General features: G+C 73.7%; 25 protein-coding genes and 1 tRNA gene. 16 read left to right on the top strand and 10 right to left on the bottom strand.

Annotated elements, in window-relative coordinates; all coding sequences use genetic code 11:
• Positions 1-20: 20 nt before the first annotated feature.
• Together GA0070213_RS11000 and GA0070213_RS10995 are read right to left on the bottom strand one after the other, a co-directional pair.
• Complete coding sequence (locus GA0070213_RS11000) at positions 21-1,661, bottom strand: glycoside hydrolase family 26 protein (RefSeq protein ID WP_091061634.1); 1,641 nt, start codon at positions 1,659-1,661, stop codon at positions 21-23.
• 103 nt (positions 1,662-1,764) lie between these two features.
• Positions 1,765-2,634 (bottom strand): 3'(2'),5'-bisphosphate nucleotidase CysQ, encoded by an 870-nt coding sequence (locus tag GA0070213_RS10995; RefSeq protein WP_091061632.1) that lies wholly within the window; start codon positions 2,632-2,634, stop codon positions 1,765-1,767.
• Between the two features lie 203 nt (positions 2,635-2,837).
• Here GA0070213_RS10995 and GA0070213_RS10990 point away from each other — a divergent pair, with 203 nt between their 5' ends.
• Positions 2,838-3,932 (top strand): aminotransferase-like domain-containing protein, encoded by a 1,095-nt coding sequence (locus GA0070213_RS10990; RefSeq protein WP_091061630.1) that lies wholly within the window; start codon positions 2,838-2,840, stop codon positions 3,930-3,932.
• A gap of 292 nt (positions 3,933-4,224) precedes the next feature.
• Complete coding sequence (corA, locus tag GA0070213_RS10985; RefSeq protein ID WP_091061628.1) at positions 4,225-5,373, top strand: magnesium/cobalt transporter CorA; 1,149 nt, start codon at positions 4,225-4,227, stop codon at positions 5,371-5,373.
• A gap of 102 nt (positions 5,374-5,475) precedes the next feature.
• Here the strand turns inward: corA and GA0070213_RS10980 are convergent, their stop codons facing one another.
• Entirely contained in the window at positions 5,476-6,297 is an 822-nt protein-coding gene (locus GA0070213_RS10980) for a hypothetical protein (protein ID WP_091061626.1), read from the bottom strand.
• Positions 6,298-6,381: 84 nt separating this feature from the next.
• Between GA0070213_RS10980 and GA0070213_RS10975 the strand changes: the two genes are divergently transcribed.
• Entirely contained in the window at positions 6,382-6,912 is a 531-nt protein-coding gene (locus tag GA0070213_RS10975) for a peptidylprolyl isomerase (RefSeq protein ID WP_091061623.1), read from the top strand.
• Positions 6,913-6,937: 25 nt separating this feature from the next.
• Positions 6,938-7,879 (top strand): rhomboid family intramembrane serine protease, encoded by a 942-nt coding sequence (locus GA0070213_RS10970; protein ID WP_175441298.1) that lies wholly within the window; start codon positions 6,938-6,940, stop codon positions 7,877-7,879.
• Between the two features lie 3 nt (positions 7,880-7,882).
• Here GA0070213_RS10970 and GA0070213_RS10965 read toward each other — a convergent pair whose 3' ends face one another.
• Complete coding sequence (locus tag GA0070213_RS10965) at positions 7,883-8,317, bottom strand: PH domain-containing protein (RefSeq protein WP_175441297.1); 435 nt, start codon at positions 8,315-8,317, stop codon at positions 7,883-7,885.
• A gap of 127 nt (positions 8,318-8,444) precedes the next feature.
• Between GA0070213_RS10965 and GA0070213_RS10960 the strand changes: the two genes are divergently transcribed.
• The 6 genes from GA0070213_RS10960 to GA0070213_RS10935 all read left to right on the top strand — a co-directional run bounded on the left by GA0070213_RS10960 (position 8,445) and on the right by GA0070213_RS10935 (position 13,856).
• Entirely contained in the window at positions 8,445-9,617 is a 1,173-nt protein-coding gene (locus GA0070213_RS10960) for a thiolase family protein (RefSeq protein WP_091061617.1), read from the top strand.
• Positions 9,618-9,720: 103 nt separating this feature from the next.
• Entirely contained in the window at positions 9,721-10,233 is a 513-nt protein-coding gene (locus GA0070213_RS10955) for a hypothetical protein (protein WP_091061615.1), read from the top strand.
• 69 nt (positions 10,234-10,302) lie between these two features.
• Positions 10,303-10,989, top strand: a complete 687-nt coding sequence (locus tag GA0070213_RS10950) for a response regulator transcription factor (protein WP_091061613.1) — start codon at positions 10,303-10,305, stop codon at positions 10,987-10,989.
• Positions 10,982-12,424 (top strand): sensor histidine kinase, encoded by a 1,443-nt coding sequence (locus tag GA0070213_RS10945; RefSeq protein ID WP_091061612.1) that lies wholly within the window; start codon positions 10,982-10,984, stop codon positions 12,422-12,424. Before GA0070213_RS10950 ends, GA0070213_RS10945 begins: the two co-directional genes overlap by 8 nt.
• Positions 12,425-12,481: 57 nt before the next feature.
• Positions 12,482-13,069: a hypothetical protein gene (locus GA0070213_RS10940; RefSeq protein ID WP_091061609.1), complete on the top strand. Its 588-nt coding sequence runs from the start codon at positions 12,482-12,484 to the stop codon at positions 13,067-13,069.
• Between the two features lie 79 nt (positions 13,070-13,148).
• Positions 13,149-13,856, top strand: a complete 708-nt coding sequence (locus tag GA0070213_RS10935) for a glycosyltransferase family 2 protein (protein ID WP_091061607.1) — start codon at positions 13,149-13,151, stop codon at positions 13,854-13,856.
• Between the two features lie 64 nt (positions 13,857-13,920).
• Here GA0070213_RS10935 and GA0070213_RS10930 read toward each other — a convergent pair whose 3' ends face one another.
• Entirely contained in the window at positions 13,921-14,802 is an 882-nt protein-coding gene (locus tag GA0070213_RS10930) for a transketolase family protein (RefSeq protein ID WP_091062357.1), read from the bottom strand.
• A 10-nt stretch (positions 14,803-14,812) separates the two neighbouring features.
• The gene (locus GA0070213_RS10925; protein WP_091061605.1) at positions 14,813-15,496 is read right to left on the bottom strand and encodes a transketolase; all 684 of its coding nucleotides are present in this window, start codon (positions 15,494-15,496) and stop codon (positions 14,813-14,815) included.
• A gap of 46 nt (positions 15,497-15,542) precedes the next feature.
• Here GA0070213_RS10925 and soxR point away from each other — a divergent pair, with 46 nt between their 5' ends.
• Positions 15,543-15,986 carry a redox-sensitive transcriptional activator SoxR gene (gene soxR / locus GA0070213_RS10920; protein WP_091061603.1) on the top strand — a complete coding sequence of 148 codons (444 nt, stop codon included), beginning with the start codon at positions 15,543-15,545 and terminating at the stop codon, positions 15,984-15,986.
• A 4-nt stretch (positions 15,987-15,990) separates the two neighbouring features.
• Here soxR and GA0070213_RS10915 read toward each other — a convergent pair whose 3' ends face one another.
• On the bottom strand, positions 15,991-16,965 hold the full coding sequence (locus GA0070213_RS10915; RefSeq protein ID WP_091061601.1) for an NAD(P)H-quinone oxidoreductase: 975 nt from the start codon (positions 16,963-16,965) through the stop codon (positions 15,991-15,993).
• A 72-nt stretch (positions 16,966-17,037) separates the two neighbouring features.
• Between GA0070213_RS10915 and GA0070213_RS10910 the strand changes: the two genes are divergently transcribed.
• From GA0070213_RS10910 to GA0070213_RS10900, 3 genes are all read left to right on the top strand, one after another.
• Positions 17,038-17,124: transfer RNA gene (locus tag GA0070213_RS10910), tRNA-Ser, on the top strand.
• 23 nt (positions 17,125-17,147) lie between these two features.
• Positions 17,148-17,825 (top strand): DNA alkylation repair protein, encoded by a 678-nt coding sequence (locus tag GA0070213_RS10905; protein WP_091062355.1) that lies wholly within the window; start codon positions 17,148-17,150, stop codon positions 17,823-17,825.
• Positions 17,826-17,866: 41 nt separating this feature from the next.
• Positions 17,867-18,400, top strand: a complete 534-nt coding sequence (locus GA0070213_RS10900) for a YbhB/YbcL family Raf kinase inhibitor-like protein (RefSeq protein ID WP_091061599.1) — start codon at positions 17,867-17,869, stop codon at positions 18,398-18,400.
• A gap of 87 nt (positions 18,401-18,487) precedes the next feature.
• On the opposite strand, the gene GA0070213_RS10895 is transcribed toward GA0070213_RS10900, so the two are convergent.
• The gene (locus GA0070213_RS10895) at positions 18,488-19,192 is read right to left on the bottom strand and encodes a class I SAM-dependent methyltransferase (RefSeq protein ID WP_091061597.1); all 705 of its coding nucleotides are present in this window, start codon (positions 19,190-19,192) and stop codon (positions 18,488-18,490) included.
• 207 nt (positions 19,193-19,399) lie between these two features.
• On the opposite strand from GA0070213_RS10895, the gene GA0070213_RS10890 reads away from it, so the two are divergent.
• A complete protein-coding gene (locus GA0070213_RS10890; protein WP_091061595.1) occupies positions 19,400-21,169 on the top strand; it encodes a DUF6311 domain-containing protein in 1,770 nt (589 codons plus the stop codon).
• Between the two features lie 8 nt (positions 21,170-21,177).
• On the opposite strand, the gene GA0070213_RS10885 is transcribed toward GA0070213_RS10890, so the two are convergent.
• On the bottom strand, positions 21,178-21,954 hold the full coding sequence (locus tag GA0070213_RS10885) for an IucA/IucC family C-terminal-domain containing protein (RefSeq protein ID WP_091062353.1): 777 nt from the start codon (positions 21,952-21,954) through the stop codon (positions 21,178-21,180).
• 317 nt (positions 21,955-22,271) lie between these two features.
• Here GA0070213_RS10885 and GA0070213_RS10880 point away from each other — a divergent pair, with 317 nt between their 5' ends.
• Positions 22,272-23,804: a peptide deformylase gene (locus tag GA0070213_RS10880; protein ID WP_091062351.1), complete on the top strand. Its 1,533-nt coding sequence runs from the start codon at positions 22,272-22,274 to the stop codon at positions 23,802-23,804.
• A 71-nt stretch (positions 23,805-23,875) separates the two neighbouring features.
• Here the strand turns inward: GA0070213_RS10880 and GA0070213_RS10875 are convergent, their stop codons facing one another.
• A complete protein-coding gene (locus tag GA0070213_RS10875; protein WP_091061592.1) occupies positions 23,876-24,997 on the bottom strand; it encodes a globin domain-containing protein in 1,122 nt (373 codons plus the stop codon).
• Positions 24,998-25,040: the final 43 nt, after the last annotated feature.

Below are 25,040 nucleotides of genomic sequence, written 5' to 3'. Positions count from 1 at the left end.
CGTTCACCGCGCCGGGCCGGTCAGGCCACGCAGAACGACTTCCACGCCTGGATGCTCGGTTGGTCGAGCAGCCGGAAGTCGCCGTAGCTGACGGCGTTGTTCCAGTAGGCCACGAACTCGGGCCGCTTGCCGTTGATGTAGCTGGTCATGGAGCGGATCCACGCCGCCCGCCCGGTGCCGGCGTCACCGGGCAGCAGGTCGCTGCCGGTCTCCGCCAGCCCCCACGGCTTGCCCAGCGCCCGGGACTTGTCGACCATGCGGTCGAAGACCTCCGTCGGGGGCGCGTAGCGCTTCCACTTGACCGCCCAGTTGTAGCAGTCCCAACCGATCGTCTCGACCAGGTCGCTGCCGGGATAGAAGGCGTCGAAGCTGCGGCCGGACTTCGGGTCGACCGTCCAGCACATCAGGATGACCGTGTTGATCAGCTTCGGGTTGTTCGCCCGGTTGGCCATCCCGGCGATCCGGCGCCAGGCCTGCTTGTACTGGGCGGCGGTGAACGAGCCGCGCTCGACGTCGTCCTCCGGCTCGTGGAAGTAGGCCCAGTAGACGTCGTGGTCGCGGGGGATCGAGGCGAACCAGGAGGTGAGCCGGGCGTCGTACTTGCCCGCGTTGATCTCCTGCGGCGGCGCCTTGAAGGACACGACCACGGTCCGGTCGACCATGTCGCTGCGGCTGCCGTCCCAGGCCGGCGGCAGGCCGGGGTAGAACACCCGGGCCATCCGCAGCCGGCCGATGGTGCGGTCGGAGCGGGACAGCGCCTGGCTGAACGTCTCCCCGTTCTGCGGGTCGACCGAGGCGCCGGGCAGCGTCAGCCGGGTCCCGGAGAAGCCGTTGGCGTTCGCGCTCGCGGACGCCGACGGCTTCACGGCGGGCTTGCCACCGAGGCCCTGGGCGGCGCTCGGGGAGGCGGCGCCGGGCGCGGCGGGGGCGCCCAGGCCGGCCGACGGCGCCGGCCCGGCGGTGGTCGGCACCTGGCCGGCCTGCGGGTTGGTCGCGTCGGGCCGCAGGGCGGCCACCGCGACGCCGCCGCCGACCATGGCCAGCGCCACGGCCGCCGCGAGCACCATCCGCCCACGCCCTCGGGCCCCGCCGGGCGGCGGGCCGGGTGCGACGGGCGGGGGCGGCGGCTGTCCCGGGCCGCCGACGCCCGGTCGGGTACGCGGGTCGGTCAGCGTGGCGGTCGTGGTCGCCGCCTCGCCCCGGCCGGCGCCGTCGACCGGTCCGCCCCAGCCGGCACCCTCGTGCGGGCCCCAGCCGGCACCCTCGTGCGGAGTCGGTCCGGCGGGCGGACCCCAGTCCGGCCCGGGACCGGTCCCCTCCGGCGAGCCGGTCCAGCCGGTGCCGTCGTCGAACGCCGGCCCGGCCGACGGGCCCCGGCCCGACGCGGGGCCGGCGGCACGCGACGCGCGGTCGACGCCGACCGGGTCGTAGCCCGGCCAGCCCTGGTCGGCGTCCGTCCACGGCTGGGCCGGGTGGCCCTGGCCGGGCAGCTCGCGCTCCGGCCAGGGCAGGTCGTCGTGGACCTGCGCCGGCGCCGGCGGCGCGGCCCGGGCGTCGGGCCAGGGCAGCGTGAGGCTGTCCGGCTGGTGCGAAATGTCCTGCCCCGGCCACAGGCCGGGCGGCTGCCCGAAGGCGGTGTGCGGGTCTCGGTCGGCCGGCATGGCCCTCCCTGGCTGTCGGCGGCCCGTGTCGTGGGCTCAGGTCGGACGCGCATTCCCGCCCGACAATATCCCTCGTTCACCCTGGCCGTACGTACCGTCACTCTCAGCCGAACGCCTCACCCTGCTCACCGGTGACGGCCGAAGCGGGCATCTCGACCCCGGTACGCGAGATCGCGTCGAGCAACCGGTCCGCCAGTTCGGGGCGACACACCAGCAGATCGGGCAGGCGCGGGTCGGCCCGGTTGTAGCGCAGCGGCGACCCGTCGATCCGGGACGCGTGCATGCCGGCGCCCAGTGCGACGGCCACCGGCGCGGCGCTGTCCCACTCGTACTGGCCGCCCGCGTGGACGTACGCGTCGACCTCGCCGGTCACCACCGCGCAGACCTTGACCCCGGCCGATCCCATCGGCACGGCCCGGGCGCCCAGCGGCTCGACCAGTTCGCCGACGAACGCCGGTGGACGACTGCGGCTCACCGCGATGCGGATCGGCCCGTCGGTCGCCTTCGGCATCGGGCAGGTGGTGCCGAGGACGACCGGTTCACCGTCCACGGTGGTGCGCGCCGGCATGCCGACCGCGCCGGCGACCAGCGCGCCGTCCGGCGCGGCGGAGCGCTGCCAGAGCGCCACGTGCACCGCCCAGTCGTCCCGTCCGGCCTCGGAGAACTCGCGGGTGCCGTCCAACGGGTCGATGATCCAGACCCGGTCCGCCTCGTGCCGGGGCGCACGCTCGCCGTCCGCCCAGGCCCGGCGCGCGTCGGCCTCCTCTTCGGAGAGCACCGCGTCGGCCGGGCGCCACCGGGCCAGCGCCGCGGTCATCAGCTCGTGCGACGCCCGGTCGCCGGCGTCCTTGAGCGCCTTCGGGTCGGCGTGGCCCTGCCGCTCCCGCAGTGCGGTGAGCGCGATCCCGGCCTCGGTGGCCAGCCACTGCGCGAACCGCTGGTCGTCGAGTCGTCCCGTCTCGTCCTCGGTCACGAGGCCCCATCCCTGTCTCGCGGGTCTGCCGACCCGTCATCCTTCGGCGGCCGGTCCGGTCGGTGCCACCGTCCGGTCGGATCGTAGACAGTCGCGAGCCGGTCTCGGCTCCGTCGACCCTGGTGGGCACCCACGACCGCCCGCATGTTGAACTTCGCGTGTATGCCGGTCGGACCCGTCGGGCCAGGCCCTAGGCTCTGCGCATGACCGCCGAGCAGCTGATCTCCTTCGCCCGTGGGGCTCCCTCGCTGGACATCGTCGATGTCGAGGGGCTCAAGGCCGCCGCCGTCCGCGCCTTCGACGCCGACCCCGCCGGGGTCACGGCGTACGGCACCTCCGTCGGCTACCCGCCCCTGCGGAAGTGGATCGCCGAGAAGCACGGCGTCGAGGCCGACCAGGTGCTGGTCACGAACGGCTCGTTGCAGGCCGACGCGTTCCTCTTCGACCACCTGGTCCGCCGGGGTGACGCGGTGGTCGTCGAGCGCCCGACGTACGACCGCACGCTGCTCAACCTCCAGCAGATGGGCGGCGAGGTGCACGGCGTGACGATCCAGCCGGACGGCCTGGACACCGCCGAGCTGCGCAAGCTGCTGGAGTCCGGGGTCCGGCCGCGGCTGGCCCACGTGATCCCGAACTACCAGAACCCGGCCGGCGTGACGCTCTCCCTGGAGAAGCGTCGTGAGCTGCTGGACCTGGCCGCCGAGTACGAGTTCACGATCTTCGAGGACGACCCGTACGCGGACATCCGCTTCCGGGGCGAGCCGCTGCCCTCGATGCTGTCGATGGACGGCCGGGGCGTGGTGGTGCACGCCTCCAGCTTCACCAAGACGGTGTGCCCGGGTGTCCGGGTCGGTTACCTGGTGGGCCCGGCGGAGCTGATCGCGGCGATCGCCAAGAAGGCCACCAACCTCTACATCTCGCCGGGCATGGTGGCGCAGTCGATCGTGCACCAGTTCTGCGTCTCCGGATCGATCGAGCGGTCGATCCACACGGTCCGCACCGCGCTGGGCGAGCGGGCCGGCGCGCTGGCCGAGTCGCTGCGCCGGCACATCCCGGAGGCCCGGTTCGTGGAGCCGGACGGCGGCTACTTCCTCTGGGTGGAGCTGCCGGAGGACGTGGAGGTCGACCGGCTGGCGCCGGCCGCGGCCGAGCGCGGTGTCGCGGTGGTGAAGGGCAGCGACTTCATGGTCGACGGCGGCCGGCACGCGCTGCGGTTGGCGTACTCCGCGGTGACGGCGGACCGGATCGACGAGGGTGTCCGGCGGCTCGCCGAGGCGATGGCGGCCGTTCGCGGCTGAGAATCTGTCGGGTTTCCGACAGAAGGACCTCGCCGGCCGGTCCGGCTCTCCCGCCGGGCCGGCCTTCGGCCCACAATGCTGCGAGCGTCGCTCACGTTTCCGGTCGGCGACCCGTCCCGGCGGGACGGCGGCGCGTCCAGCATCACTCCCGCCCCCAAGGGTGCCGGGTGGGCCGTGTCGCCCCTCACCCCCCTGACGCGGCCGGCCCGCCCGGCGCCACCCACGTGACCGGCACCCGCGCTCCCCGGCGGCGTAGCCTGCAAGCCGCAGCCGCGTGGAGAGGGGGCGAGAGATGACGGACCGGGTGGCACGCGAGCGAAACGCCGGCCAGAACGGCGACCGGACGGCCAGGCCGCGCGCCTGGGCGGCACCGGTACGCGCCATGTCCCGCATCCTCAACGCCGACGGCTCGCCGCGGACGCCGCAACCGGCCCGCTCCGGGCGCAGCGGGATCGTCGACTGCGGGCTCTACGTCGACGGCGAGCGTCGGCCCGGCCGCCCGCAGTACGCCGAGGCGCTGGCCGACGCCCGCCGGGAGCGCGACGGGTTCGTCTGGCTCGGCCTGCACGAGCCCGACCTGACCGAGATGACCGAGATCGCCGCCACGTTCGGCCTGCACGAGCTGGCCGTGGAGGACGCGGTCAAGGCCGAGCAGCGGCCGAAGCTGGAGCACTTCGGGGAGATCGTCTTCCTGGTGCTGCGTACCGCCCGCTACTGCGAGCACGCCGAGCTGACGGAGAACTCCGAGGTGGTGGAGACCGGCCAGGTGATGCTCTTCATCGGGCCGAACTTCGTGATCAGCGTGCGGCACGGGGACGCCTGCCGGCTGTCGCCGGTGCGCGCCGACCTGGAGGCGAAGCGGGACCTGCTGCGGCACGGGCCGTGGGCGGTCGCGTACGCGATCACGGACCGGGTGGTCGACCTCTACCTGGAGGTCGCCGACCGGCTGGAGGACGACCTCGACGTGCTGGAGGCGGACGTCTTCGACCGCCAGAGCAGCGGCCGGATCCAGCGGATCTATCAGATGAAGCGGGAGCTGGTCGAGTTCAAGCGGGCGGTGGTGCCGTTGCAGCGGCCCCTGATGACCCTCACCTCCCAGGCCAACCGCGCGGTGCCGCAGGAGGTGCGGCGCTACTTCCGGGACGTGCAGGACCACCTCAGCCGCACGGTCGAGCAGGTCAACTCCTACGACGACCTGCTCAACTCGATCCTCCAGGCCCGGTTGGCCCAGGTCACCGTCGACCAGAACAACGACATGCGCAAGATCGCCGCCTGGGCCGCGATCGGTGCGGTGTGGACCGCGATCGCCGGCATCTACGGCATGAACTTCGACAACATGCCCGAGCTGAAGTGGACGTACGGCTATCCGGGCATCTGGGCGGTGAACCTCACGCTGTCGTTCGTGCTCTACCGCTGGTTCCGCCGCAACGGCTGGCTCTGACCGGCGGCACCGGCCGGGGACGCGGCCGGTGCGGGCACGGAAACGCCGGCCACGCGGGACGTGTGCCCGCGCGCCGGCGATGATCCGACGGCCGGAGCCGGCTCAGCGGCGACCGCTGGCCTTGGCGGCGCTCCTGCCGTTCTGCGCGGCCTTGGTGATGTCGTCGGCCGGGCGGCCGGAGACGTCCCGGGCCCCCTCGGCGACCGAGGGGACCTGGCTGTTCGGGTGGATGACCGGGTCGGCGCCGGGCGCGGTGGTCGACGCGCTGCTGCCGTCGGCCACGGCCGAGCTGCCGGCTCCGGCCGGGCCGGCCTGGGTGACCTTCGCGGTCGCGTCCGGGGTCTCCACCACGATCGTGTCGACGTCCTCCCGCATCGGCTCCAACCGGTCCTGACCGGTCGGGGCGATCGCGCCGGTCGGGTCGTACTCGGCCCACTCCTGCTGCTCGCGCCGGCGGCGCATGGCCATCGCCCCGGCCAGGCCGGCGACCGTGCCGGCGATCAGCAGGCCGGTGGTCATGCCCCGCGACCTGCGCTGCTTCTTCTTTCCGGCCTTCATGTTCTTCGCCTTCTTCGTCATCGCGGACTGCTTCGCCGCCACGGCCTTGCGGCCGGTCAGCGCCTTGCCCGCGGCCTCGGCCCGGGCGTTGCGCACGGCCAGGAGCACCGGCGCCAGCGCGGCGGCGCTCGACGCGACGCCGCTGGACGCCCGGTCCCGAACCAGGACGGCGGTGGGTGCGACCGCGACCCGGGCTGCCTGGACCCGCGGGCCGACCGTGGCGCCGGCACCCTTCGCCGCGTGTGAGGCGGCCTGCCTCAGGTGACCGATGCCCTGGTTCAGCTCGACCTTCGCGAGCTGGCCCTGGGTCTTTCGCCGCCCGATTCCAAACACGGTCCCACCTCCTGGGAGTTGTTCCTTCGTCATCCTCCACCTTCGGATGCCTCCGCATGGCCAGATCGGGCACATGGGAGGATCCGCAAGGAACTGACCAACGAGTGAGGAGTACCCGTGGCCGAGGCTGTCTACGCCACCTTGCACACCAACGCCGGCCCGATCCGGCTGGAGCTCTTCCCGAACCACGCGCCGAAGACCGTCCGCAACTTCGTCGAGCTGGCGGAGGGCACCCGGGAGTACACCGACCCGCGCACCGGCCAGCCGGGCAGCGGGCCGTACTACGACGGCACCATCTCGCACCGTGTGATCAGCGGTTTCATGGTCCAGATGGGCGACCCGACCGGCACCGGTCGCGGTGGCCCGGGCTACAAGTTCGCCGACGAGTTCCACCCCGAGCTGCGCTTCGACCGGCCGTACCTGCTGGCGATGGCGAACGCCGGGCCGGGCACGAACGGCTCGCAGTTCTTCATCACCGTGGGACCGACGCCACACCTGAACAACCGGCACACCATCTTCGGCCAGGTGGCCGACGAGCAGTCGGTGAAGGTGGTCGACTCGATCGCGAACACCCCCACCGGGCCGAGCGACCGGCCGCTGCAGGACGTGGTGATCGAGCGGGTCGAGATCGAGCGGCAGCAGTCCTGAGCGTCGCGCGGGTACCTTTGCTCGCATGACTGAGCGCTCCGGGCCGGCAGGCGACGCGACCGAGGGGCCGGTGCCGACCACTCCGGTCTGCTACCGGCACCCCGATCGGGAGACCTACCTCCGGTGCACGCGTTGCGACCGGCCGATCTGTCCGGAGTGCATGCGGGACGCCTCCGTCGGCCACCAGTGCCCGGAGTGCGTCGCGGAGGGACGCCGCAGCGTGCGGCCGGCGCGCACCGCCTTCGGTGGCGGTGCCGCCGGCCGCGAGGGCTACGTCACCAAGGCCCTGATCGGGCTGAACGTGCTGATGATGGTGTTCTCCGTCATCTCGGCGCGCAGCGGGTCCGCGGTGGCCGGCGGCGGCCTCGGCGGCCTGATGGGTCAGTCGACCCCGCTGACCGACTGGGGCGGCGTGATCGGCCTGGCGATCCTCCCGGACCAGACGCTCGGCGGGGTGGCCGACGGCCAGTGGTACCGGTTGGTCACCGCGATGTTCCTGCACTTCGGCGTGCTGCACCTGCTGTTGAACATGTGGGCGCTCTGGGTGCTGGGCCGGACGCTGGAGGCGGTGCTCGGGCCGCTGCGGTTCCTCGCGCTCTATCTGATCGCCGGGCTCGGCGGCAACGTCGCCGCCTACGTCTTCACCGCGCCGAACCGGTCCACCGCCGGCGCGTCGACAGCCATCTTCGGCCTGTTCGCCGCGATCTTCGTGATCATGCGCCGGATGGGTCGGGACACCTCGGCGATCGTGCCGATCCTGGTGATCAACCTGATCTTCACGTTCACCGTGCCCAGCATCTCGGTGGCCGGGCACCTCGGCGGGCTGGTGGTCGGCGCCGTGATGGCGCTGGTCCTGGCGTACGCGCCGCGAGCACGGCGAACCGCGTTCCAGGCGGCCGGCGGCGCGCTCGTGCTGGTGGCCCTGATCGGCCTGACCCTGGTCCGCACCGCCGCGCTGACCGGCTGACCGTCAGCGGGCGGCGGCGCGGGCGGCGGTCAGCGCGGCGGCCACCTCGTCCAGCGGCGCGTCCAGGTCGCGGCGGCCGAACAGGTGCAGTGACTCGCCCGCGTCGATCTCCAACGTCTCGGCGGTCACGCCGCGGCGGCTGCGCCGGTCCAGCCGGATCGCCTCCACCGTGGCCCAGGGCAGCCGGCGCCGGCCGGCGTACCCGCGGATCACGGTGAGCCCCTCCGGGTCGACGGCGAGCCGGACCGGCGCGACGAGGTCGCGCAGTGCCCAGGCGAGCAGCGCGGCGGCGACCGCGCCGGCCAGCGCCGGGCGGATGGGGTCACCGGCGGCCAGGAGCAGGCCCAGGGCGGCCACGGCGAGCGCGCCGAGCGCCTTGACCAGCGGCAGTGACCGCGGCACGCGCCACTGCCGGGCCGGCGACGGCTGTGGATCCATGCGCCAAGCATGCCAGCCACCACCGCCGGGAGGGCGACCGCACGACCCAGCCGCGGGAACGGCGGGGGAGGACGACCGATCGGTCAGCACGTAGGATCGGGGGAAGCGAGGTTACCGGGGAGTAGACATGAGTGACGCGGTCATCGTCGGTGCGGTACGGACCCCGGTCGGGCGGCGCAAGGGCAGCCTCGCCGGCGTGCACCCGGTCGATCTGTCGGCGCACGTGCTGCGTGCCCTGGCGGAGCGCACCGGCATCGACCCCGGCCAGGTCGACGACGTGGTGTGGGGTTGCGTGTCGCAGGTCGGCGAGCAGTCCTGGAACGTGGCGCGCAACGCGGTGCTGGCCGCCGGTTGGCCCGAGTCGGTCCCCGGCACCACGCTCGACCGGCAGTGCGGTTCGAGTCAGCAGGCGCTGCACTTCGCCGCCGCCACCGTCCTCTCCGGGCAGGCCGACCTGGTCGTCGCCGGCGGTGTCGAGTCGATGACCCGGGTGCCGATGGGCTCCAGCGTGGCCGGCGGGATGCCGTTCAGCGCGGCGATCCTGGAGCGCTACCGCGGGGTCGAGGGCGTCGCGGCGGACTCGCCGCTGCCGTTCAACCAGGGCGTCGGGGCGGAGCTGATCGCCGAGCGGTGGCGCTTCTCGCGCACTCAGCTCGACGAGTTCGCGCTGGCCAGCCACGAGAAGGCGGCCGCCGCGCAGGACGCCGGGGCGTTCGACCCGGAGCTGGCCCCGGTGGCGCTCGCCGACGGCGGCAAGTTCGCCGCCGACGAGGGCATCCGCCGGGACACGTCGCTGGCCAAGCTGGGCGAGCTGGCCACCCCGTTCCGCGCCGACGGCGTGGTCACCGCCGGGTCCGCGTCGCAGATCTCCGACGGTGCCGCCGCGCTGGCGGTGACCACCGCCGAGTGGGCGAGCCGGCACGGCCTGCGCCCGCTGGCGCGGGTGCACACCGCCGTGGTCGCCGCCGACGACCCGGTGGCCATGCTCACCGCACCCATCCCGGCCACCGCGAAGGCGCTGCGCCGCGCGGGGCTGGGCATCGAGGAGATCGGGGTGTACGAGGTGAACGAGGCGTTCGCCCCGGTGCCGCTGGCCTGGCTGGCCGAGACGGAGGCGGACCCGGAGCGGCTCAATCCGCGGGGCGGGGCGATCGCGCTCGGTCACCCGCTGGGCGGTTCCGGCGCCCGGATCATGACGACGATGCTCCAGCACATGCGGGACAACGGCATCCGCTACGGGCTGCAGACCATGTGCGAGGGCGGCGGGATGGCCAACGCGACGATCGTCGAGCTGCTCTGAGCGCAGCCGGACGTCGCACCCCGGGTGCGATTTGCACGGATGGAAGTTCCAGAAATCGGGCGTGACCCATATCACTCCAGGTCAGACGCTCGTTGCACCGGGCATGGACGTGTTCTCGCGAACGTTCCTCCCGGCCGCCGCCGAGACCGGCCTGGCTACCCAGACCGCCACCCGGCACATGCCCGTCTTCCGTCGGTGCGTCGGCTCCGGAGACGCCACCATCCTGGTCACCCGGTGCAGCCGACCGGACCACCCGGTCGGCGGCGAATACCTGATGCTCCTCACCCACCGCCGGCTGGTGGTGACCCGGCAGACCCGGGTGCTGCACCGGCTGCGCCTGCACCTCAACACCGAGCTGCGCGAGCTGAGCAACGTCACCTGGAGCCCGGATCCGCGAACGCACAGCCTGGAGCTGGCGGCCACCGCCATCGACGGGGCCCGTGAGCGCTTCCTCATCCGGACCCACCACCCCAAGCAGGTGTGGCAGCTCGACGCGTTGCTCAACCACGCCTTCCGGACCCGGCTGCGGACGCCGGCGGAACGGCTGGTCGCCACCATCGGTGACCCGCCGGCCGTGACCCGTCCCGCCGTGTTCCGCCCGGCCGCGGCGCACTGACGTCCTCCTTACCGAACCCGAACATCGCCCGGACCGTCCCCGGCGCCGCCGGTCGGTCATCATGGGCCGGTGACCGCCGACGCCGCGCAGCGCGGGCTCGTCCTCGTCGTCGAGGACGAACCGGCCATCGCCGACCTGGTCCGGCTCTACCTGACCCGGGACGGCTTCGGCGTACACCTGGAACGGGACGGCACGGCCGGCCTGGCCGCCGCGCGGCGCCTGCGCCCGGTGGCCTGCGTGCTCGACATCGCGCTGCCCGGCCTGGCCGGCACCGAGATCTGCCGGCGGCTGCGCGCGGCGGACGACTGGACGCCCGTCATCTTCCTCACCGCGCGCGACGACGAGGTGGACCGCGTGGTCGGCCTGGAGTTGGGCGCGGACGACTACGTCACCAAGCCGTTCAGCCCGCGTGAGCTGGTCGCCCGGGTGCGGGCGGTGCTGCGCCGCAGCGCCGGCACGCCGGTCGAGCAGCCACGGGTGCTGGGCGCGGTGACGCTGGACCCGGTCCGGCGCGCGGTGACCGCCGGCGGAGCGCCGGTGCAGCTCACCTCCACCGAGTTCGACCTGCTCGCCCACCTGATGGCGCGGCCCGGCCGGGTGTTCACCCGGGAGGAGTTGCTGGCCGCGGTCTGGGGCTACGCGGCACACGGCGGCACCCGGACCGTCGACGTGCACGTGGCGCAGGTCCGGGCCAAGCTCGGCCCGGCCGGCGTGATCCGCACCCACCGGGGCGTCGGGTACGCGGCCGATGCCTGAGCCGCCCACCATGGCGCTGCCGGTCGTCGGCCCCGGCGCGCCGCCCGCCGGCCGCCGGCCCGGCCACACCCTGACCGCCCGCGCGGTGCTCGTCACCTGCGCGGTGGCGCTGGTGTCGGTGCTGGTCACCGCGCTGGTCGCGGTGCCGCTCGCGGTGCGCGGCGCGGAACGGCGGGACCAGGACGCGCTGGCCGCCCAGGCCCGGCTCGCCGCCGACGTGCTGCGGATCCGGCCGGCGCGCCAGCGCGACAACGCCGGGGACCGGCTCATCCGGCAGCTCCGCCAGCAGCGGATCGACGTGTACGTGGTCCGGGGCGGTCAGGTCGACAGGCGCGGATTGCCCGCGCCGCTCGTCGCCCGGGTCGCCGCCGGCGGGAACGTGTCCGGCCGGCGGCTCGTCGACGGGGAACGCCGGCTGGTCGAGGCGCGGGCGCTGCCCGGCGGCGACGGGGTGGTGCTCACCCGGGCGGTCACCACCGGCCCGTGGCGGCAGGTGCTGCGCGGGCTGTGGCTGCCGCTGCTGGCCGGCCTCGCCGCCGGGGCCGCCGCCGGGCTGTTCCTCGCCCGCCGGCTGGCCCGGCCGATCCGCACCGCGGCCGACGCCGCCGCCCGACTCCGCGCCGGTGACCGGGCGGTCCGGGTGCCGGTCGAGCCGCCCGACGAGGTCGCCGACCTGGCGTACGCGCTGAACGGGCTGGCCGCCGCGCTGGCCACCAGTGAGGGCCGGCAACGGGAGTTCCTGCTCTCGGTCTCGCACGAGCTGCGTACCCCGCTCACCGCCATCCGCGGCTACGCCGAGGCGCTCGCCGACGGCGTCCTCGACGCGGATGCGGTCCCGGCGACCGGCCGTACCGTGCTCGCCGAGGCGGAACACCTGGACCGGCTGGTCAGTGACCTGCTGGCGCTGGCCCGTCTGGAGGCCGCCGACTTCCCGCTGGAGCCGGGGCCGGTGGACCTGACCCGACTCGCCGCCGACGCCGAGCGCACCTGGTCGGACCGGTGCGCGGCGGTGGGGGTGCCGTTCCGGGTCGAGACGCCGGGCGTGCCGGTGCCGGCGTACACCGATCCGGGGCGGATCCGGCAGGTGGTGGACGGGCTGCTGGAGAACGCGCTGCGGGTCGTACCCCCGGGCGCGCCGGTGGTGCTCGCGGTGCGGCCGGCCGGCGCGGGCCCGGCCGCCGGCGGTGTCCTGGAGGTCCGGGACGGCGGGCCCGGCTTCACCGACGACGACCTGGCGGTGGCGTTCGAGCGGGGTGCGCTGCACCAGCGGTACCGGGGGGTGCGCAAGGTGGGCAGCGGGCTCGGGCTGGCGCTCGCCGCCGGCCTGGTCCGCCGGCTGGGCGGGGACATCGCCGCCGGGCACGCCCCGGAGGGCGGCGCGGCGTTCGCCGTCCGGCTGCCCGGAGACCCTTACCTGACTCGAACCTCGGCCTGACGGTCCGCTCGTGCCGGTGCGGAACGCTGACGTCACCACCGGACGAGAGGAACCCACGTGACACGTCAGCGGATCGTCACCGGCGCCACCGCACTGCTCGCCGCCGCGGCGCTCGGCCTCGCCGGGTGCGGGGCGGCACAGGTCGGCACGGACCAGGCCCGGGAGAGCGCGGTCGAGGTGGCCGCCGCGATGGGCGTGGACGGGCAGGCCCTCGCCGCGCTCGGCGTCGACGCCGAAGACCTCGACGTCGACCCGGTCGCCGCGCCCGCCCCGTCTGTCTCCGGCACGCCGGGCCCGCAGGCCGGCGAACGCAAGGGCGACCGGGCCCGGCACCGGGCCCGGGTGCTGCTGCGCCGGAACACGCTGCACGGCGAGGTGGTGGTGCAGACCAAGGAGAACGGGACGAGGACGGTCGCGGTCCAACGCGGGCAGGTCACCGCGGTCGACGCGAAGTCGATGACCGTCAAGTCCACCGACGGGTTCACCATGACCTGGACGTTCGACGAGAAGCTGCGGGTGGTCGAGCGGCGCGCCACGCTCCGGGCGACCGACGTGAAGGTCGGCACCACGGTCGGCGTGGCGGGCGCCAAGGACGGCGACCAGGGGATCGCCCGGCTCGTCGTGGTGCCCCGCAAGCAGCAGTAAGGTGGACGGGCCGTCATGACCTGCCGGATCTGCCAGGCTACGCTATGCCCCGACCTGCCATCGCCTCCGTGGAGAACCCGTGAAGCTCTCGATCCTCATGCCGGTCTACAACGAGGAAGATCGTGTCGCGGACGCGCTCAAGCAGGCACTGGCGGTCGACTACCCGTGCGAGATCGAGCTGGTCGTGGTGGACGACGGCAGCCGCGACGGCACCGGTGAGGTGCTCGGCCGGGTCGACGACGCCCGCCTTCGGGTGATCACCCACCAGCGCAACGCCGGCAAGGGCGCGGCCATCAAGACCGCCGTCGACAACGCCGAGGGTGAATACATGGTCATCCTCGACGCCGACCTCGAATACGACCCGCAGGACATTCCGCGCCTGCTGGAGCCGGTGCTCGACGGCCGGGCCACGGTGGTCTACGGCAATCGCACCTTCGGCAGCCACAGCTCCTACAGCTTCTGGTACGTGGTGGGCAACAAGGGCGTCACGCTGGCGGCCAACGTGCTCTACAACTCCTACATCGGCGACCTGGAGACCTGCTTCAAGCTGATGCCGCTGGAGCTCTACCGCTCGCTCCAGGTGCGGTCGCGGGGCTTCGGCATGGAGGCCGAGGTCACCGGCAAGCTGCTGCGCCAGCGCATCCGCCCCTACGAGGTGCCGATCAGCTACCGGGCCCGGGGCCGCGAGGAGGGCAAGAAGATCACCTGGAAGGACGGCGTCGAGGCGATCTGGATCCTGGCCCGCGAGCGCACCCGGCGCCGCCCGGTCGGTGCCGCCGCGCGCTGACCCTGCACGACCCGAGGACCCCGCACCCGGCACCGGCCGGGTCGCGGGGTCCCGTCGCCTCCGGTCAGGCCGGGTCGAGGAAAGCGTCGACCGAGCGGCGCAGCCCGGCCGCGTCCAACCCGTGCCAGCGGTCATGGTCCTCGGGGCCGCCGTAGCGGCGCAGTTCCGCCCGGCCCACGCCGAGCGCGAGCAGCCGGTGCGGCCGGTCGGCCAGCGCCTCGGCCACCACCCGGGTCGAGGTGCCGGCCAGGTACGGCTCGACCAGGATCACCTCGGTCCCGGCCAGCGCCCGCAGCCCGGCGGTGTCGAACGGCCGCGGCCGGTGGGTGAACGCCACCGTCACCGGCCGGTCGGCCACCGCGGCCAGCGCCGCGTCCAGCACCGGCCCGACCGCCACCAGCAGCGGTGCGCCCGGCCCGGCGTCGCGCACCACCCGCAGGTCACCGGCCTCCGGGTACGCCTCCGCGTTGCTCCGGGTGGACAGCCGCAGGTAGGCCGAGCCGGTGCCGCACACCACGTCGCGCAGCAGCGGTCGCACCTCGTCGGGGTGACCCGGCACGTGCACGGTCCACCCGTCGAGCGTGTCGAGCAGGGCCACGTCGGCGGGGGCCAGGTGGGTGCGACCGGCCGACGCCCGGTCGTACGAGGCGCCGATGCCGACCAGCACCGCGCCGACGCCCTGGTGGCCGAGGTCCAGCTTGATCTGCTCGTACGCCCGTTCGACGAGGAACGGGGCGTAGCTGTGCACGATCGGCCGCTGCCCGGTCAACGCCAGCCCGCCGGCCACACCGATCATGAGTTGCTCCCGGATCCCGACGTTGACCACCCGGTCCGGGTGGCGGGCGGCGGCCGGGGCGAACGCGTCCGCGGAGATGTCCGCCAGCACGATCACGCTCCGGGGATCCGCCAGCACCTCGCCGGCGCTGGTCACGAACCTGTCCCGCATGGTCATGGCGTCACTCCCCGTCGGCGACGGCCGCGACGACGACGTGCGGCCGGTGGTGGTCGTGCCCGGTGAGGGCGGTGTGCAGGGCGTCGTGGTCGCGGCCGTCGACGGTGTCGGCGGTCCACCCGTTGACGGTGAACCGGCTCGCCGCGCCGCCCGGCCAGCCGTGCGTGGCGGAACCGTTGTCCACCACGATCGCGGTCAGGTTGCCCAGCCCGGTCGCGCCCGCGTACGCGATCGCCTCGTGGTTGGATCCCTCGTCCAGTTCCGCGTCGCCGAGGAGCACGTACACCCGGGGGTCGGCGCGGCCCTGGGCCCGCAGGCCGAGTGCGGTGCCCACGCCCAGCCCGAGGCCGTGGCCGAGCGACCCGGAGCCGATCTCGACGCCCGGCACGAGCAGCCGGTCCGGGTGGTCGCCGAGCCGGCTCCCCGGACCGCCCTGGTCGTCCAGCCAGTCGACCGGGATGAAGCCACGGGCGGCGAGCAGCGCGTAGTAGCCGGCGACCGCGTGGCCCTTGGAGAGCAGGAACCGGTCCCGGTCCGGATCGTCCACGGTCGCCGGGGTGACCCGCAGCACCCGGTCGTAGAGGACCTGGAGCACGTCGAGCGTCGAGTACACGTTCGCGCCGAAGTCGCGGCCGGCGCGCACCCGGTCCAGCAGCGCGGCCAGTTCGGTGGCGGTGGTCGTCGTCATGCCGATAGCCTCGAACCTCAAGCGAACTTCACCTCAAGGTCGTGTGATGCACGAGGCAACCCTCACCATCGGCCAGCTCGCCGACCGCAGCGGCGTGGCCCCCTCCGCGCTGCGCTACTACGAGCGGCTCGGACTGATCTCCGCCGCCCGCACCGGCGGCAACCAGCGCCGCTACGCCCGCACCGAGCTGCGCCGGGTCGCCTTCGTCCGGATCTCCCAGCAGGTCGGCGTGTCCTTGGACGAGATCCGGGAGGCGCTCGACTCACTGCCCGCCGGGCGCACGCCGACCCCGGAGGACTGGGCCGCGCTCTCCCGGGCCTGGCGGGACCGGCTGGACGAGCGGATCCGACTGCTCGGCAAGCTCCGCGACGACCTGGACGGCTGCATCGGCTGCGGCTGCCTGTCCTTGCAGCGCTGCACGCTCTACAACCCCGGCGACTCGCTGGCCGCCGAGGGCCCCGGCGCGCGCCTGGTGCTCCCCCGCGACTGAGGCGTCACCGCACCAGCAGCACCTTGCCCAGATGGTCGTTGGTCTCCACCAGCCGGTGCGCGTCGGCGGCGTCCGCCATGTCCACCCGCGCGTGCACCACCGGCCGGACCCTGCCGGCCGCCACCAGCGGCCACACCTGCTCGCGCACCCCCCGGGTGATCGCCGCCTTCTCGTCGACCGGGCGGGACCGCAGCGCCGTCGCGTGCACCGAGGCGCGCTTCGCCAGCAGCGTCCCGAGGTCGAGTTCGCCCTTGCGGCCACCCTGCATGCCGATCACCACGAGCCGGCCGCCGGTGGCCAGCGCCGCCACGTTCCGGGGCAGGTAGGACGCGCCCATGATGTCGAGGATCACGTCCGCGCCGCGCCCGTCGGTCACCCGGCGCACCTCCTCGACGAAGTCCTGCTCCCGGTAGTCGATCGCGTGCGCGGCGCCCAGCTCGCGCAGCCGCTCGTGCTTGGCCCCGCGCGCGGTGACCACCACGGTCGCGCCCAGCGCCACCCCGAGCTGGATCGCGAACGTGCCGATGCCGCTGCCGCCGCCGTGCACCAGCAGCGTGTCCCCCTCGGCCAGCCGGGCCAGGTCCACCACGTTGGACCAGACCGTGCACGCCACCTCCGGCAGTGCGGCGGCGTCCACCAGGTCCACCCCGGCCGGCACCGGCAGCAACTGCCCGGCCGGCACGGCGACCTGCTCGGCGTAGCCGCCGCCGGCCAGCAGCGCGCAGACCTCCTGGCCCACCGACCAGCCGGTCACGCCCGCGCCGAGCGCGCGGACCGTCCCCGAGCACTCCAACCCGGGGTACGCGGGCGCGCCCGGCGGTGGCGGATAGTGGCCCTGCCGTTGCAGCAGGTCGGCCCGGTTGACCGCGCTGGCGGCCACCTCGACGACCACCTCGCCGGGGCCGGGCTCGGGGTCGGGGACCTCCGCCCAGACGAGTGCCTCGGGTCCGCCGGGTTCCGTGATCGTGATCGCGCGCATGGCTCAGTCTTACCCGATCGCGTGTTCGTGGCAGACTATGCGCGGTCGGGTTCCCCGTCGGGGAGCGCGTCGGGAGGGTTCGCCTAGTGGCCGATGGCGCTGGTCTTGAAAACCGGTAAGGCAGCGATGTCTTCGTGGGTTCGAATCCCACACCCTCCGCCCGCAACGCCGGGGAGGCCCAGGTGACGGACGCGTCGGTGGCCGAGCTGACGGCCGAGCTGGCCGCGCTCGACGACCCGAGGACCCGCGCGGTCAACGAGCGGCACGGCGACGACCACGGGGTCAACCTGGGCGGCCTGCGCGCGATCGCGAAGCGGCTGAAGACGCAGCATGAGCTGGCCCGGGAGCTGTGGGCGACCGGCGACAGCGCGGCGCGGCTGCTGGCGCTGCTGGTCTGCCGGCCCAAGGCGTACGCGGCGGACGAGCTGGACGCGATGCTGCGCGAGGCCCGCACGCCCAAGGTGCACGACTGGCTGGTCAGCTACGTGGTGAAGAAGAGCCCGCACGCCGAACCGCTGCGGGTGGCCTGGCTCGCCGACCCGGACCCGGTGGTCGCGAGCGCCGGCTGGGCGCTGACCACGGAACGGGTGGCCCGCACGCCGGACGGGCTCGACCTGCCCGGCCTGCTCGACGTGATCGAGGCGGAGATGCGGGACGCGCCGGACCGCCTCCAGTGGGCGATGAACCACTGCCTGGCCCAGATCGGGATCGCGCACGCCGGGCTGCGTGACCGGGCGATCGCCGTCGGCGAGCGCCTGGCGGTGCTGAAGGATTATCCGACGCCGCCGGGCTGCACGTCGCCGTACGCGCCGGTCTGGATCACCGAGATGGTGCGCCGGCAGCACGACAGCGGGGTATGAAGGGGCGCAGAACATTCGCGCACCCGGAAGGACCCGTTTCGATGACCCTGGAACGACCGATCGCCCCGGACCCGTACGAGCTGCTGCCCACCGTGCCGTCGTTCGACCTGACCAGCGACGACGTGCACAACGGCGAGCCGATGGATGCCAGGTACGCGCACGGCAGCGCCGGCGGCGAGAACGTGTCGCCACACCTGTCGTGGTCGGGCTTCCCGGCGGAGACGAAGAGCTTCGTGGTGACCTGCTTCGACCCGGACGCGCCGACCGGCAGCGGATTCTGGCACTGGGTCCTGGTGGACGTGCCCGCGTCGGTCACCGAGCTGCCCACCTCGGCGCGGGAGGCCGACCTCGGCGGTGCGTTCAGCATCCGTAACGACTACGGCGACACCGGCTACGGCGGCGCCGCGCCGCCACCGGGGGACCGCCCCCACCGGTACGTCTTCGCGGTGCACGCGGTCGACGTGGAGCGCCTGGACGTGGGCAAGGAGGCCAGCCCGGCCTTCGTCGGCTTCAACCTCGCGTTCCACACCCTGGCCCGGGCGGTGATCCGCCCCACCTACCAGCTCAAGGACTGACCCCGGTGTAAGGCGGGGGCCCTGCTTAACAGGTGGGTGTTAAGAAGGGCCCCCGCCTTACCGGAAGCGTTAAGCGGGGCCCCCGCCTTACACCCGGGCGACGGCGAAGACGGACTGCCCGAACGGGGGGCGGATGCGCTGCTCGGCGGCCTTGGTGGCGGGCAGCACCAGCGTGTCGTAGACCTTCACCATCGGGCCCTCCTTCGGCATCAGCCGGAAGACCTTGGTGGCCATGAAGTAGCCGATCAGGCCCAGCGCGTTCGCATAGTGGATCTTCTCGACGGTGAGCCCGGCCTCGGTCATCGCCGCGGCCAGCGTCTTCTTGGTGTAGCGCCGGACGTGGCCGGTCGCGATGTCCGCCGGGCCCATCGCGAACTGGAACGCCGGCACGATGATGATCACCGCACCGCCGGGCCGGACCAGGTCGCGCATGCTGCGCAGCGCGCCCACGTGGTCGTCGATGTGCTCCAGCACGTTGTAGGACACGGCGGCGCTGTAGTCACCGCGCTCGGTGTGCGGCAGCAGCATCTGCCGGACCTCGACGCCGGGGTGCTGGCTGAGCCGTTCCTTGAGCTTGACCAGCCGGTCGGGGTCGGCCTCGGTGGCGGTGATCCGGGGGATGTGCTCGGCCCACTCGAGGGCGTAGTCACCCAGGCCGCTGCCGATCTCGATGGGGTTGTCACCGAGGTAGGGCACGGCCAGCTCGACGAACCACCGCCGGTGGTTGACCGCCGTGGCCAGGCCTTCGAGCACCTCCGCCTGGACGCGCTGATCCCCAGTGATTTCTGCCATGCGTCGATTCCTCACGATATTACTGACCCGCGCCTGGACCGTCAGAGTCAACCATCTGGATGGCTGGCGGGAAAATCGGGGCACCGGAGTGGCCGAATTGCGGTCGGGTGGGGCACGTGATCGGCGGTCGGCGAACTCGGCACATAGTACGTGAGCCCTCGAAAAATGTCACGGGGCCGTCATACTCCGACTACGCTCTGAAATGTCATGACTACTCCGCAATTGGACGCGGACCCGCGGCGAGGCCGGCGGATCGACGCCCTCGCCGTGCTCAGCTTCGTGCTGCTGGCGTTCTGGGTGACCGCCCGACTGTGGGCAAATCCGGCGAACGGCGTACGGGACAATCGCACCGATCAGGCGCAGTTCGAATGGATGATGGCGCACGGTGCGCGCGTCGTGACGGATTTCGCCTATCCGTTCACCTCGGACCGGATGAATGTGCCGGATGCTGTCAATTTGATGGCTAATACCTCCGTATTATCCATTTCGGTGCCGCTCGCGCCGGTCACGGTGTGCTTCGGGCCGCGCTGGTCATTCCTCATTTTCCTCACGCTCGGGCTGGCCGCCACCGGAGCGGCCTGGTATTTCCTGCTCTCCCGGGTGGTCGTCGGCGCCCGGGGGCCGGCCTGGCTGGGCGCCGGCTTCTGCGCGTTCGCGCCGGCCATGGTGTCGCATGCCAACGCCCACCCCAACATCGTCAGCCAGTTCGTGGTGCCGCTGATCGTCTGGCGGACACTGCGGCTGGCGCAGCCCGGCCGCTGGGCGCGCAACGGGCTGCTGCTCGGTCTGGTGATCGTCTGGCAGGCGTTCCTCAACCTGGAGATCCTGCTGATGACCGCCATCGGCCTGGGCGTGGTGGTGCTGGCGCTCGCGCTCGGCCGGCCGGCGCTGCGCTCGGCGGCCCGGCCCTTCGCCGCCGGGCTCGCCGTCGCCACCGTGGTGGCCGGGGCGCTGCTCGCGTACCCGCTGTACGTGCAGTTCGCCGGTCCCGGCGCGTACTCCGGGCTCTCCACGCTGATCCGGGGCTACTCCACCGACCTCGCCGCCTACCTGGCGTGGTCCCGGGAGTCGGTGGCCGGCGACGCCCGGGGCAGCGCGCCGCTGGTCAAGAACGCCACCGAGGAGAACGCGTTCTTCGGCTGGCCGCTCGTGGTGCTGGTGGTCGCGTTGGTCTGGTGGCTGCGCCGCAACGTGGTGGTGCTCGGGCTGGCCGCGGTCGGTGTGGTGTTCGGCCTCTTCTCCCTCGGCCGGGAGATCCGGTTCGACGGGCGCGACACCGGCGTGCCCGGCCCCTGGGCCGCACTGGAGAACCTGCCGATCCTGCACTCGGTGGTGCCGACCCGCTGGTCGCTGGCGCTCACCCCGATCATCGGCGTGCTGCTGGCGCTCGGCGCCGACCGGGCGCGACGGCTGGCGCGGCGGCACCCGGCGGCCCGGGGGCAGATCCGGTTCGCCGCCGGCACCGTGCTCGCCATGGCCTTGCTCCCGATCCTGCCCACCCCGCTGCCGGCCACCCGCCTGGACCCGACCCCGGCGTTCGTCACCTCCGGGGCGTGGCGGCCGTACGTGGCGGGCGGGCGGAGCATCGTCACGCTCCCGCTGCCCGACACCACCTACGCGGTGCCGCTGCGCTGGTCCGCCGAGACGCGGCTGGACATGCCGCTGGCCCGGGGCTACTTCCTCTATCCGGACACCCGGCCGGGCGCCGGCCGGATCGCGCTCTTCACCGCGCCGCCGCGCCCCACCAGCACGTTCTTCGAGACGGTGCGCCAGGCCGACGCGGTTCCGCCGATCACCCCGCAGGACCGGGTGGCCGCCGTCGACGACCTGCGTCACTGGCGGGCCGGCGCGGTGATCCTCGACCCCCGGCTGCGGCCGGCCGAGTCGCTGCGCCGGGCGATGACCGAGCTGACCGGGATCACGCCGACCCGCGTCGGCGGGGTGTGGCTCTGGGACGTGCGCCCGCTGGTCGCTTGACCTGGTGGTCAGCGGACGCAGCAGCCCTGGCAGACCTTCGGTCGGGGCAGCGTGAAGGCGAGGCAGCAGGTGCGCCGCTGCACGGTCGGCTCACCGGCCGGGCCGGGCACCAGCTCGACCAGGTCGGCCAGGTCGAGCGCGTCGAGCAGCGTGCCGACGGTCGCGGTGGTCGGGCCGGGCAGCGCGTCCGCCGCGCGCAGGATGCCGTGGGCGATGCCGGAGGCCACCGAGCCGAGCAGGGTACGGGTGCCGATCCGGACCTCGCCCTGGATGGCGGCGATCAGCGGGGCGAAGTGGGCGTCGAGCAGCGTCGCGCGGAGCGCGCCGAGCAGGGCGGCCGCGTCGGCGACCACCCGCACGCCGGGCGCGCCGGCCAGCGCCAGCGGGTCGCCGGGCAGCACCGCCACGCCGGTGGAGGCGCGCAGGCCCAGGGTGAGCAGTTGGTGGTGGTCCTCGAAGTGCACCAGCACGTCGGTGGGGTCGAGCAGCGGCACCCGCCGCGCCGACGCCCAGCCGAGCACGGCCGGCAGCGCCGTCCAGTAGCTGTAGGACTTCCAGGCGAGCGCGGCGCAGGCGTGCGGGGTGCCGCCCCAGCGTCGCCCGGCGGCGGTCAGGAACCGCGGGAGCAGCGTGCCGTCGATCAGGCGGGTGGCCGGGGCCCAGCGGTCCAACTCGTCGCGGACCAGCAGGCCGGGCGCGAGCCCGGGCAGGTCGTCGGTGCCGAACATGGCGCGCAGGGTCGCGGTCACCGGGGCGAACGGGGTGGCGGCGTCGCGCCCCGGCATCACCGCAGTCACCTGGCCGTCCCCTGTCTGGTCGCCCGTCGGCCGGCGCGTGCCGTCGACCGAAGCTAAGGCTAGCCTAACCACACTCCCCGGCGGAGGGGAAGTGGTGCCACGGGTTCGAGGGGGAGGTCCCGGTCACTCCGTCGCCGTCGCGTACTACCCGGCGGGGTGGGCGGAAAACGCCGCCGGGAACGCCGGCGGACGGCGCAAGCATCGACGTACGCCGCTGAATTGTCAAGGCGAGTGTCGAATACGAGGCAGTTTCCGTACACGGTCGGACACGAAACGTGAAGATGGTCTTCCCGCGTACGAGGATGCTGATGACCTCACCGATCGAGCGTGCCGCCGACTCGTTCGCGGCCGAACTCGCCCGGCACCGGACCGGCCGAGGGCTGTCCAAGAAGCAGTTGGCGACGCTGATGGGCTTCGACCCGTCCTATGTCAGCCACGTCGAAGGGCGCCGGCACCGGCCCACCGAGGACTTCGCCCGCCGGGCCGAGGCCGTGCTGGAGGCCAGCGGCGCGATCTGGCAGCGCTTCCGGGAGTACGACGAACTGCGGCACAGCCGGGCCACCGGAGCGCACCGGGAGCCGCCCGTCCCCGGCCAGTGGCTGCCCCCCGGCACCGGCCTGGTGGTGGAACGCGAGGTCGCCACGCTCACCCACACCGGCGACGGCTACCACTGCGCGATCCGCCGCGAGCTCTACAACGCCGGCACCGAGCCGGTCACCCGCTACCTGGTCCGGGTCGCCGTCGACCGCTACCCGAACGACCCGGGCCGCTCCAACCGGCACCACCGGGAACACCCGCTCACCTTCGCCGAGCTGCAACTCACCGCCTACCGGGACGACGGCGGCGGGCGCGAGCCGATGCACTGGCGGGCCAAGCACGACCGGGACGCGTTCAAGGAGATCTGGCTGCTCTTCGAGAACGACGAGGGCCGCTTCCCGCTCTACCCGGGCGACCGGGTCACCATCGAGTACGCGTACCGCGTCGGCCGGGACAAGTGGGGTCCCTGGTTCCAGCGGGCCGTACGCCTGCCCACCCGGCACCTGGCGGTGCGGCTCGACCTGCCCGCGGACCTCGACCCGAAGGTGTGGGGCGCGGAGACCTCGCTGTCGGCGGAGGAGGGCCCGCTGCGCACCCCGATCCAGCGCGCCGAGGCGGGCGACCGGGTGATCTACGACTGGGGGACCGACGACCCGCCGCTGAACGCCCGCTACCGGATGCAGTGGCGGTTCCGCAGCCAGGCGTCGGACGCCGAACCCGACACCCCGCCCGCCGGTGACGCCCGGGTGCGCGCCAGCGACCGGATGCGCGCGGTGGGCATCGTGCAGCGCGGCGACGACGTGCTCCGGCAACCCGCCCGCCAGTTCGACCTGCCGGCCGAGGAGCCGCACGCCCGGCAGGTGGTGGACCGGCTCGCCGGGATGCTGACCCGCCTCGACGAGCTGCACCCGTTCAGCAAGGGCGTCGGCCTCGCCGCGCCGCAGCTCGGCCTGGGCTGGGCCGCCGCGCTGGTTCGCCCCGCCGACCGGGCCGCCGAGCCGGTCGTGCTGCTCAACCCCCGGGTGGTCGACGCCGCCGCGGAGACCGACGAGCAGTACGAGGGCTGCCTCTCCTTCTTCGACCACCGCGGCCTGGTGCCCCGGCCGCTGCGGATCGACGTGGAACACGCCCAGTGGGACGGCAGCCGGGTCATCACGTCCTTCGAGTACGCGATGGCGCGGCTGGTCGCGCACGAGATCGACCACCTGGAGGGGCGGCTCTACGTCGACCGGATGGCGCCCAACGTGCCGCTGGTGCCGGTGGAGGAATACCGCGAGACCGGCACCCCCTGGCGCTACTGACGCGAACGGGGGGCCGGGTCGCGTGCCCCAGGGGGCGGGGGCACGCGACCCGGCTCGGGGGGAGTAAGGCTCTAGAGGGCGCCGAACGTGTCGAAGCGGATGTGGTCCGGCGGGACGTCGTCGGCGGCGAGCGCCCGCAGGGTCGCCCGGACCATGGCGGCGGAGCCGGAGACGTAGCAGTCGTGCGCGGTCCACGGCCCGTACCGGGTGACCACCTCGGAGACGTCACCGGCCTCGCCGGCGAAGTCCGGGTCGTCGCTGCACGCCGGCGTCACCGACAGCCAGGGGTGGGTCGCCACCAGCTCCTCCAGCCCGGGCAGCCCGTACAGCTCGTCCGGGTGGCGGGCGCCGTAGAAGACGTGCACCCAGCGGGTCCGGTTGACCCGGGTCAGCTCCTCCACCAGCGCCTTGATCGGGGCCAGCCCGACCCCGCCCGCCACGCAGAGGATGTCCCGGGTGGAGTCCGGGTCCAGCGTCATCGACCCCATCGGCGCGGCCAGCCGCAGCAGGTCACCCGGCCTGGTCCGGCGCACCAGCGCGCCGGACACCCAACCGGCGCCCCCGTCCGGCGTACGGACGTGGAACTCCAGCACGTTCTCCTCGTTCGGCGCGTTCGCCACCGAGTACGTCCGCCAGGTGCGCGGCAGGTACCGGGGCGCCTCGACGCTGACGTACTGGCCGGCCTGCCAGGGCAGCGGGTGCTGCAACGCCCGCACGGTCAGCACCGCCGTGTCCGGGCCGTGCCGCTCGTGGGTCAGCACCTCGGCGTGCCAGAACGGGGGGTTCCCGTCGGCCTCCGCGCCGGCCTGCATCCGCTCGCTGATCCCGGCGTACGCGTCCCGCCACGCCTGGTCGTACTCCAGGTTCCAGCCGTCCCCGGCGACGCTGCGCAGCCCGTCCAGCAGGGCGACGCCGAGCGTCTCGTAGTGCTCCGGCGTCACGTGGTACTTGCGGTGGTCCCGGCCCAGCCCGCGCAGGTAGTCGTCGAACGTCTCCGGGTCGTCCATCGTCTGGGCGGCCGTGACGATCGCCTCCAGCAGGCGGTCGCGCTGCCCGCTCATCTGCACCGGGAAGAGCTTGCGCAGCTCCGGGTCGAGCAGGAACAGCCGGGCGTAGAAGTGGCCGCAGAGGCGCTCCCCGTGCTCCTCGACCAGGGCCCAGCTCTCCTTCAGCAGCCGCGCGACGTTCTCCACAGGGCACGCTCCTTCTCCGGGACGGGCGGATCGGCCCTCATAG

The sequence above is a fragment of the Micromonospora humi genome (assembly GCF_900090105.1).
GTDB lineage: Bacteria > Actinomycetota > Actinomycetes > Mycobacteriales > Micromonosporaceae > Micromonospora > Micromonospora humi.
Note: the sequence above shows the minus strand (reverse complement) of the source record. Positions and strands in the feature narration are given on the sequence as shown.

What these genes read in the sequence shown, in the direction of transcription:
- GA0070213_RS11000 (WP_091061634.1), bottom strand. Translation starts at nt 1,661, where the DNA reads ATGCCGGCCGACCGAGACCCGCACACCGCCTTCGGGCAGCCGCCCGGC.
- GA0070213_RS10900 (WP_091061599.1), top strand. Translation starts at nt 17,867, where the DNA reads ATGACCCTGGAACGACCGATCGCCCCGGACCCGTACGAGCTGCTGCCC.
- GA0070213_RS10930 (WP_091062357.1), bottom strand. Translation starts at nt 14,802, where the DNA reads ATGCGGGACAGGTTCGTGACCAGCGCCGGCGAGGTGCTGGCGGATCCC.
- GA0070213_RS10990 (WP_091061630.1), top strand. Translation starts at nt 2,838, where the DNA reads ATGACCGCCGAGCAGCTGATCTCCTTCGCCCGTGGGGCTCCCTCGCTG.
- GA0070213_RS10955 (WP_091061615.1), top strand. Translation starts at nt 9,721, where the DNA reads ATGGACGTGTTCTCGCGAACGTTCCTCCCGGCCGCCGCCGAGACCGGC.
- GA0070213_RS10885 (WP_091062353.1), bottom strand. Translation starts at nt 21,954, where the DNA reads ATGCCGGGGCGCGACGCCGCCACCCCGTTCGCCCCGGTGACCGCGACC.
- GA0070213_RS10915 (WP_091061601.1), bottom strand. Translation starts at nt 16,965, where the DNA reads ATGCGCGCGATCACGATCACGGAACCCGGCGGACCCGAGGCACTCGTC.
- GA0070213_RS10980 (WP_091061626.1), bottom strand. Translation starts at nt 6,297, where the DNA reads ATGACGAAGGAACAACTCCCAGGAGGTGGGACCGTGTTTGGAATCGGG.
- GA0070213_RS10890 (WP_091061595.1), top strand. Translation starts at nt 19,400, where the DNA reads ATGACTACTCCGCAATTGGACGCGGACCCGCGGCGAGGCCGGCGGATC.
- corA (WP_091061628.1), top strand. Translation starts at nt 4,225, where the DNA reads ATGACGGACCGGGTGGCACGCGAGCGAAACGCCGGCCAGAACGGCGAC.
- GA0070213_RS10970 (WP_175441298.1), top strand. Translation starts at nt 6,938, where the DNA reads ATGACTGAGCGCTCCGGGCCGGCAGGCGACGCGACCGAGGGGCCGGTG.
- soxR (WP_091061603.1), top strand. Translation starts at nt 15,543, where the DNA reads ATGCACGAGGCAACCCTCACCATCGGCCAGCTCGCCGACCGCAGCGGC.
- GA0070213_RS10925 (WP_091061605.1), bottom strand. Translation starts at nt 15,496, where the DNA reads ATGACGACGACCACCGCCACCGAACTGGCCGCGCTGCTGGACCGGGTG.
- GA0070213_RS10960 (WP_091061617.1), top strand. Translation starts at nt 8,445, where the DNA reads ATGAGTGACGCGGTCATCGTCGGTGCGGTACGGACCCCGGTCGGGCGG.
- GA0070213_RS10945 (WP_091061612.1), top strand. Translation starts at nt 10,982, where the DNA reads ATGCCTGAGCCGCCCACCATGGCGCTGCCGGTCGTCGGCCCCGGCGCG.
- GA0070213_RS10965 (WP_175441297.1), bottom strand. Translation starts at nt 8,317, where the DNA reads ATGGATCCACAGCCGTCGCCGGCCCGGCAGTGGCGCGTGCCGCGGTCA.
- GA0070213_RS10895 (WP_091061597.1), bottom strand. Translation starts at nt 19,192, where the DNA reads ATGGCAGAAATCACTGGGGATCAGCGCGTCCAGGCGGAGGTGCTCGAA.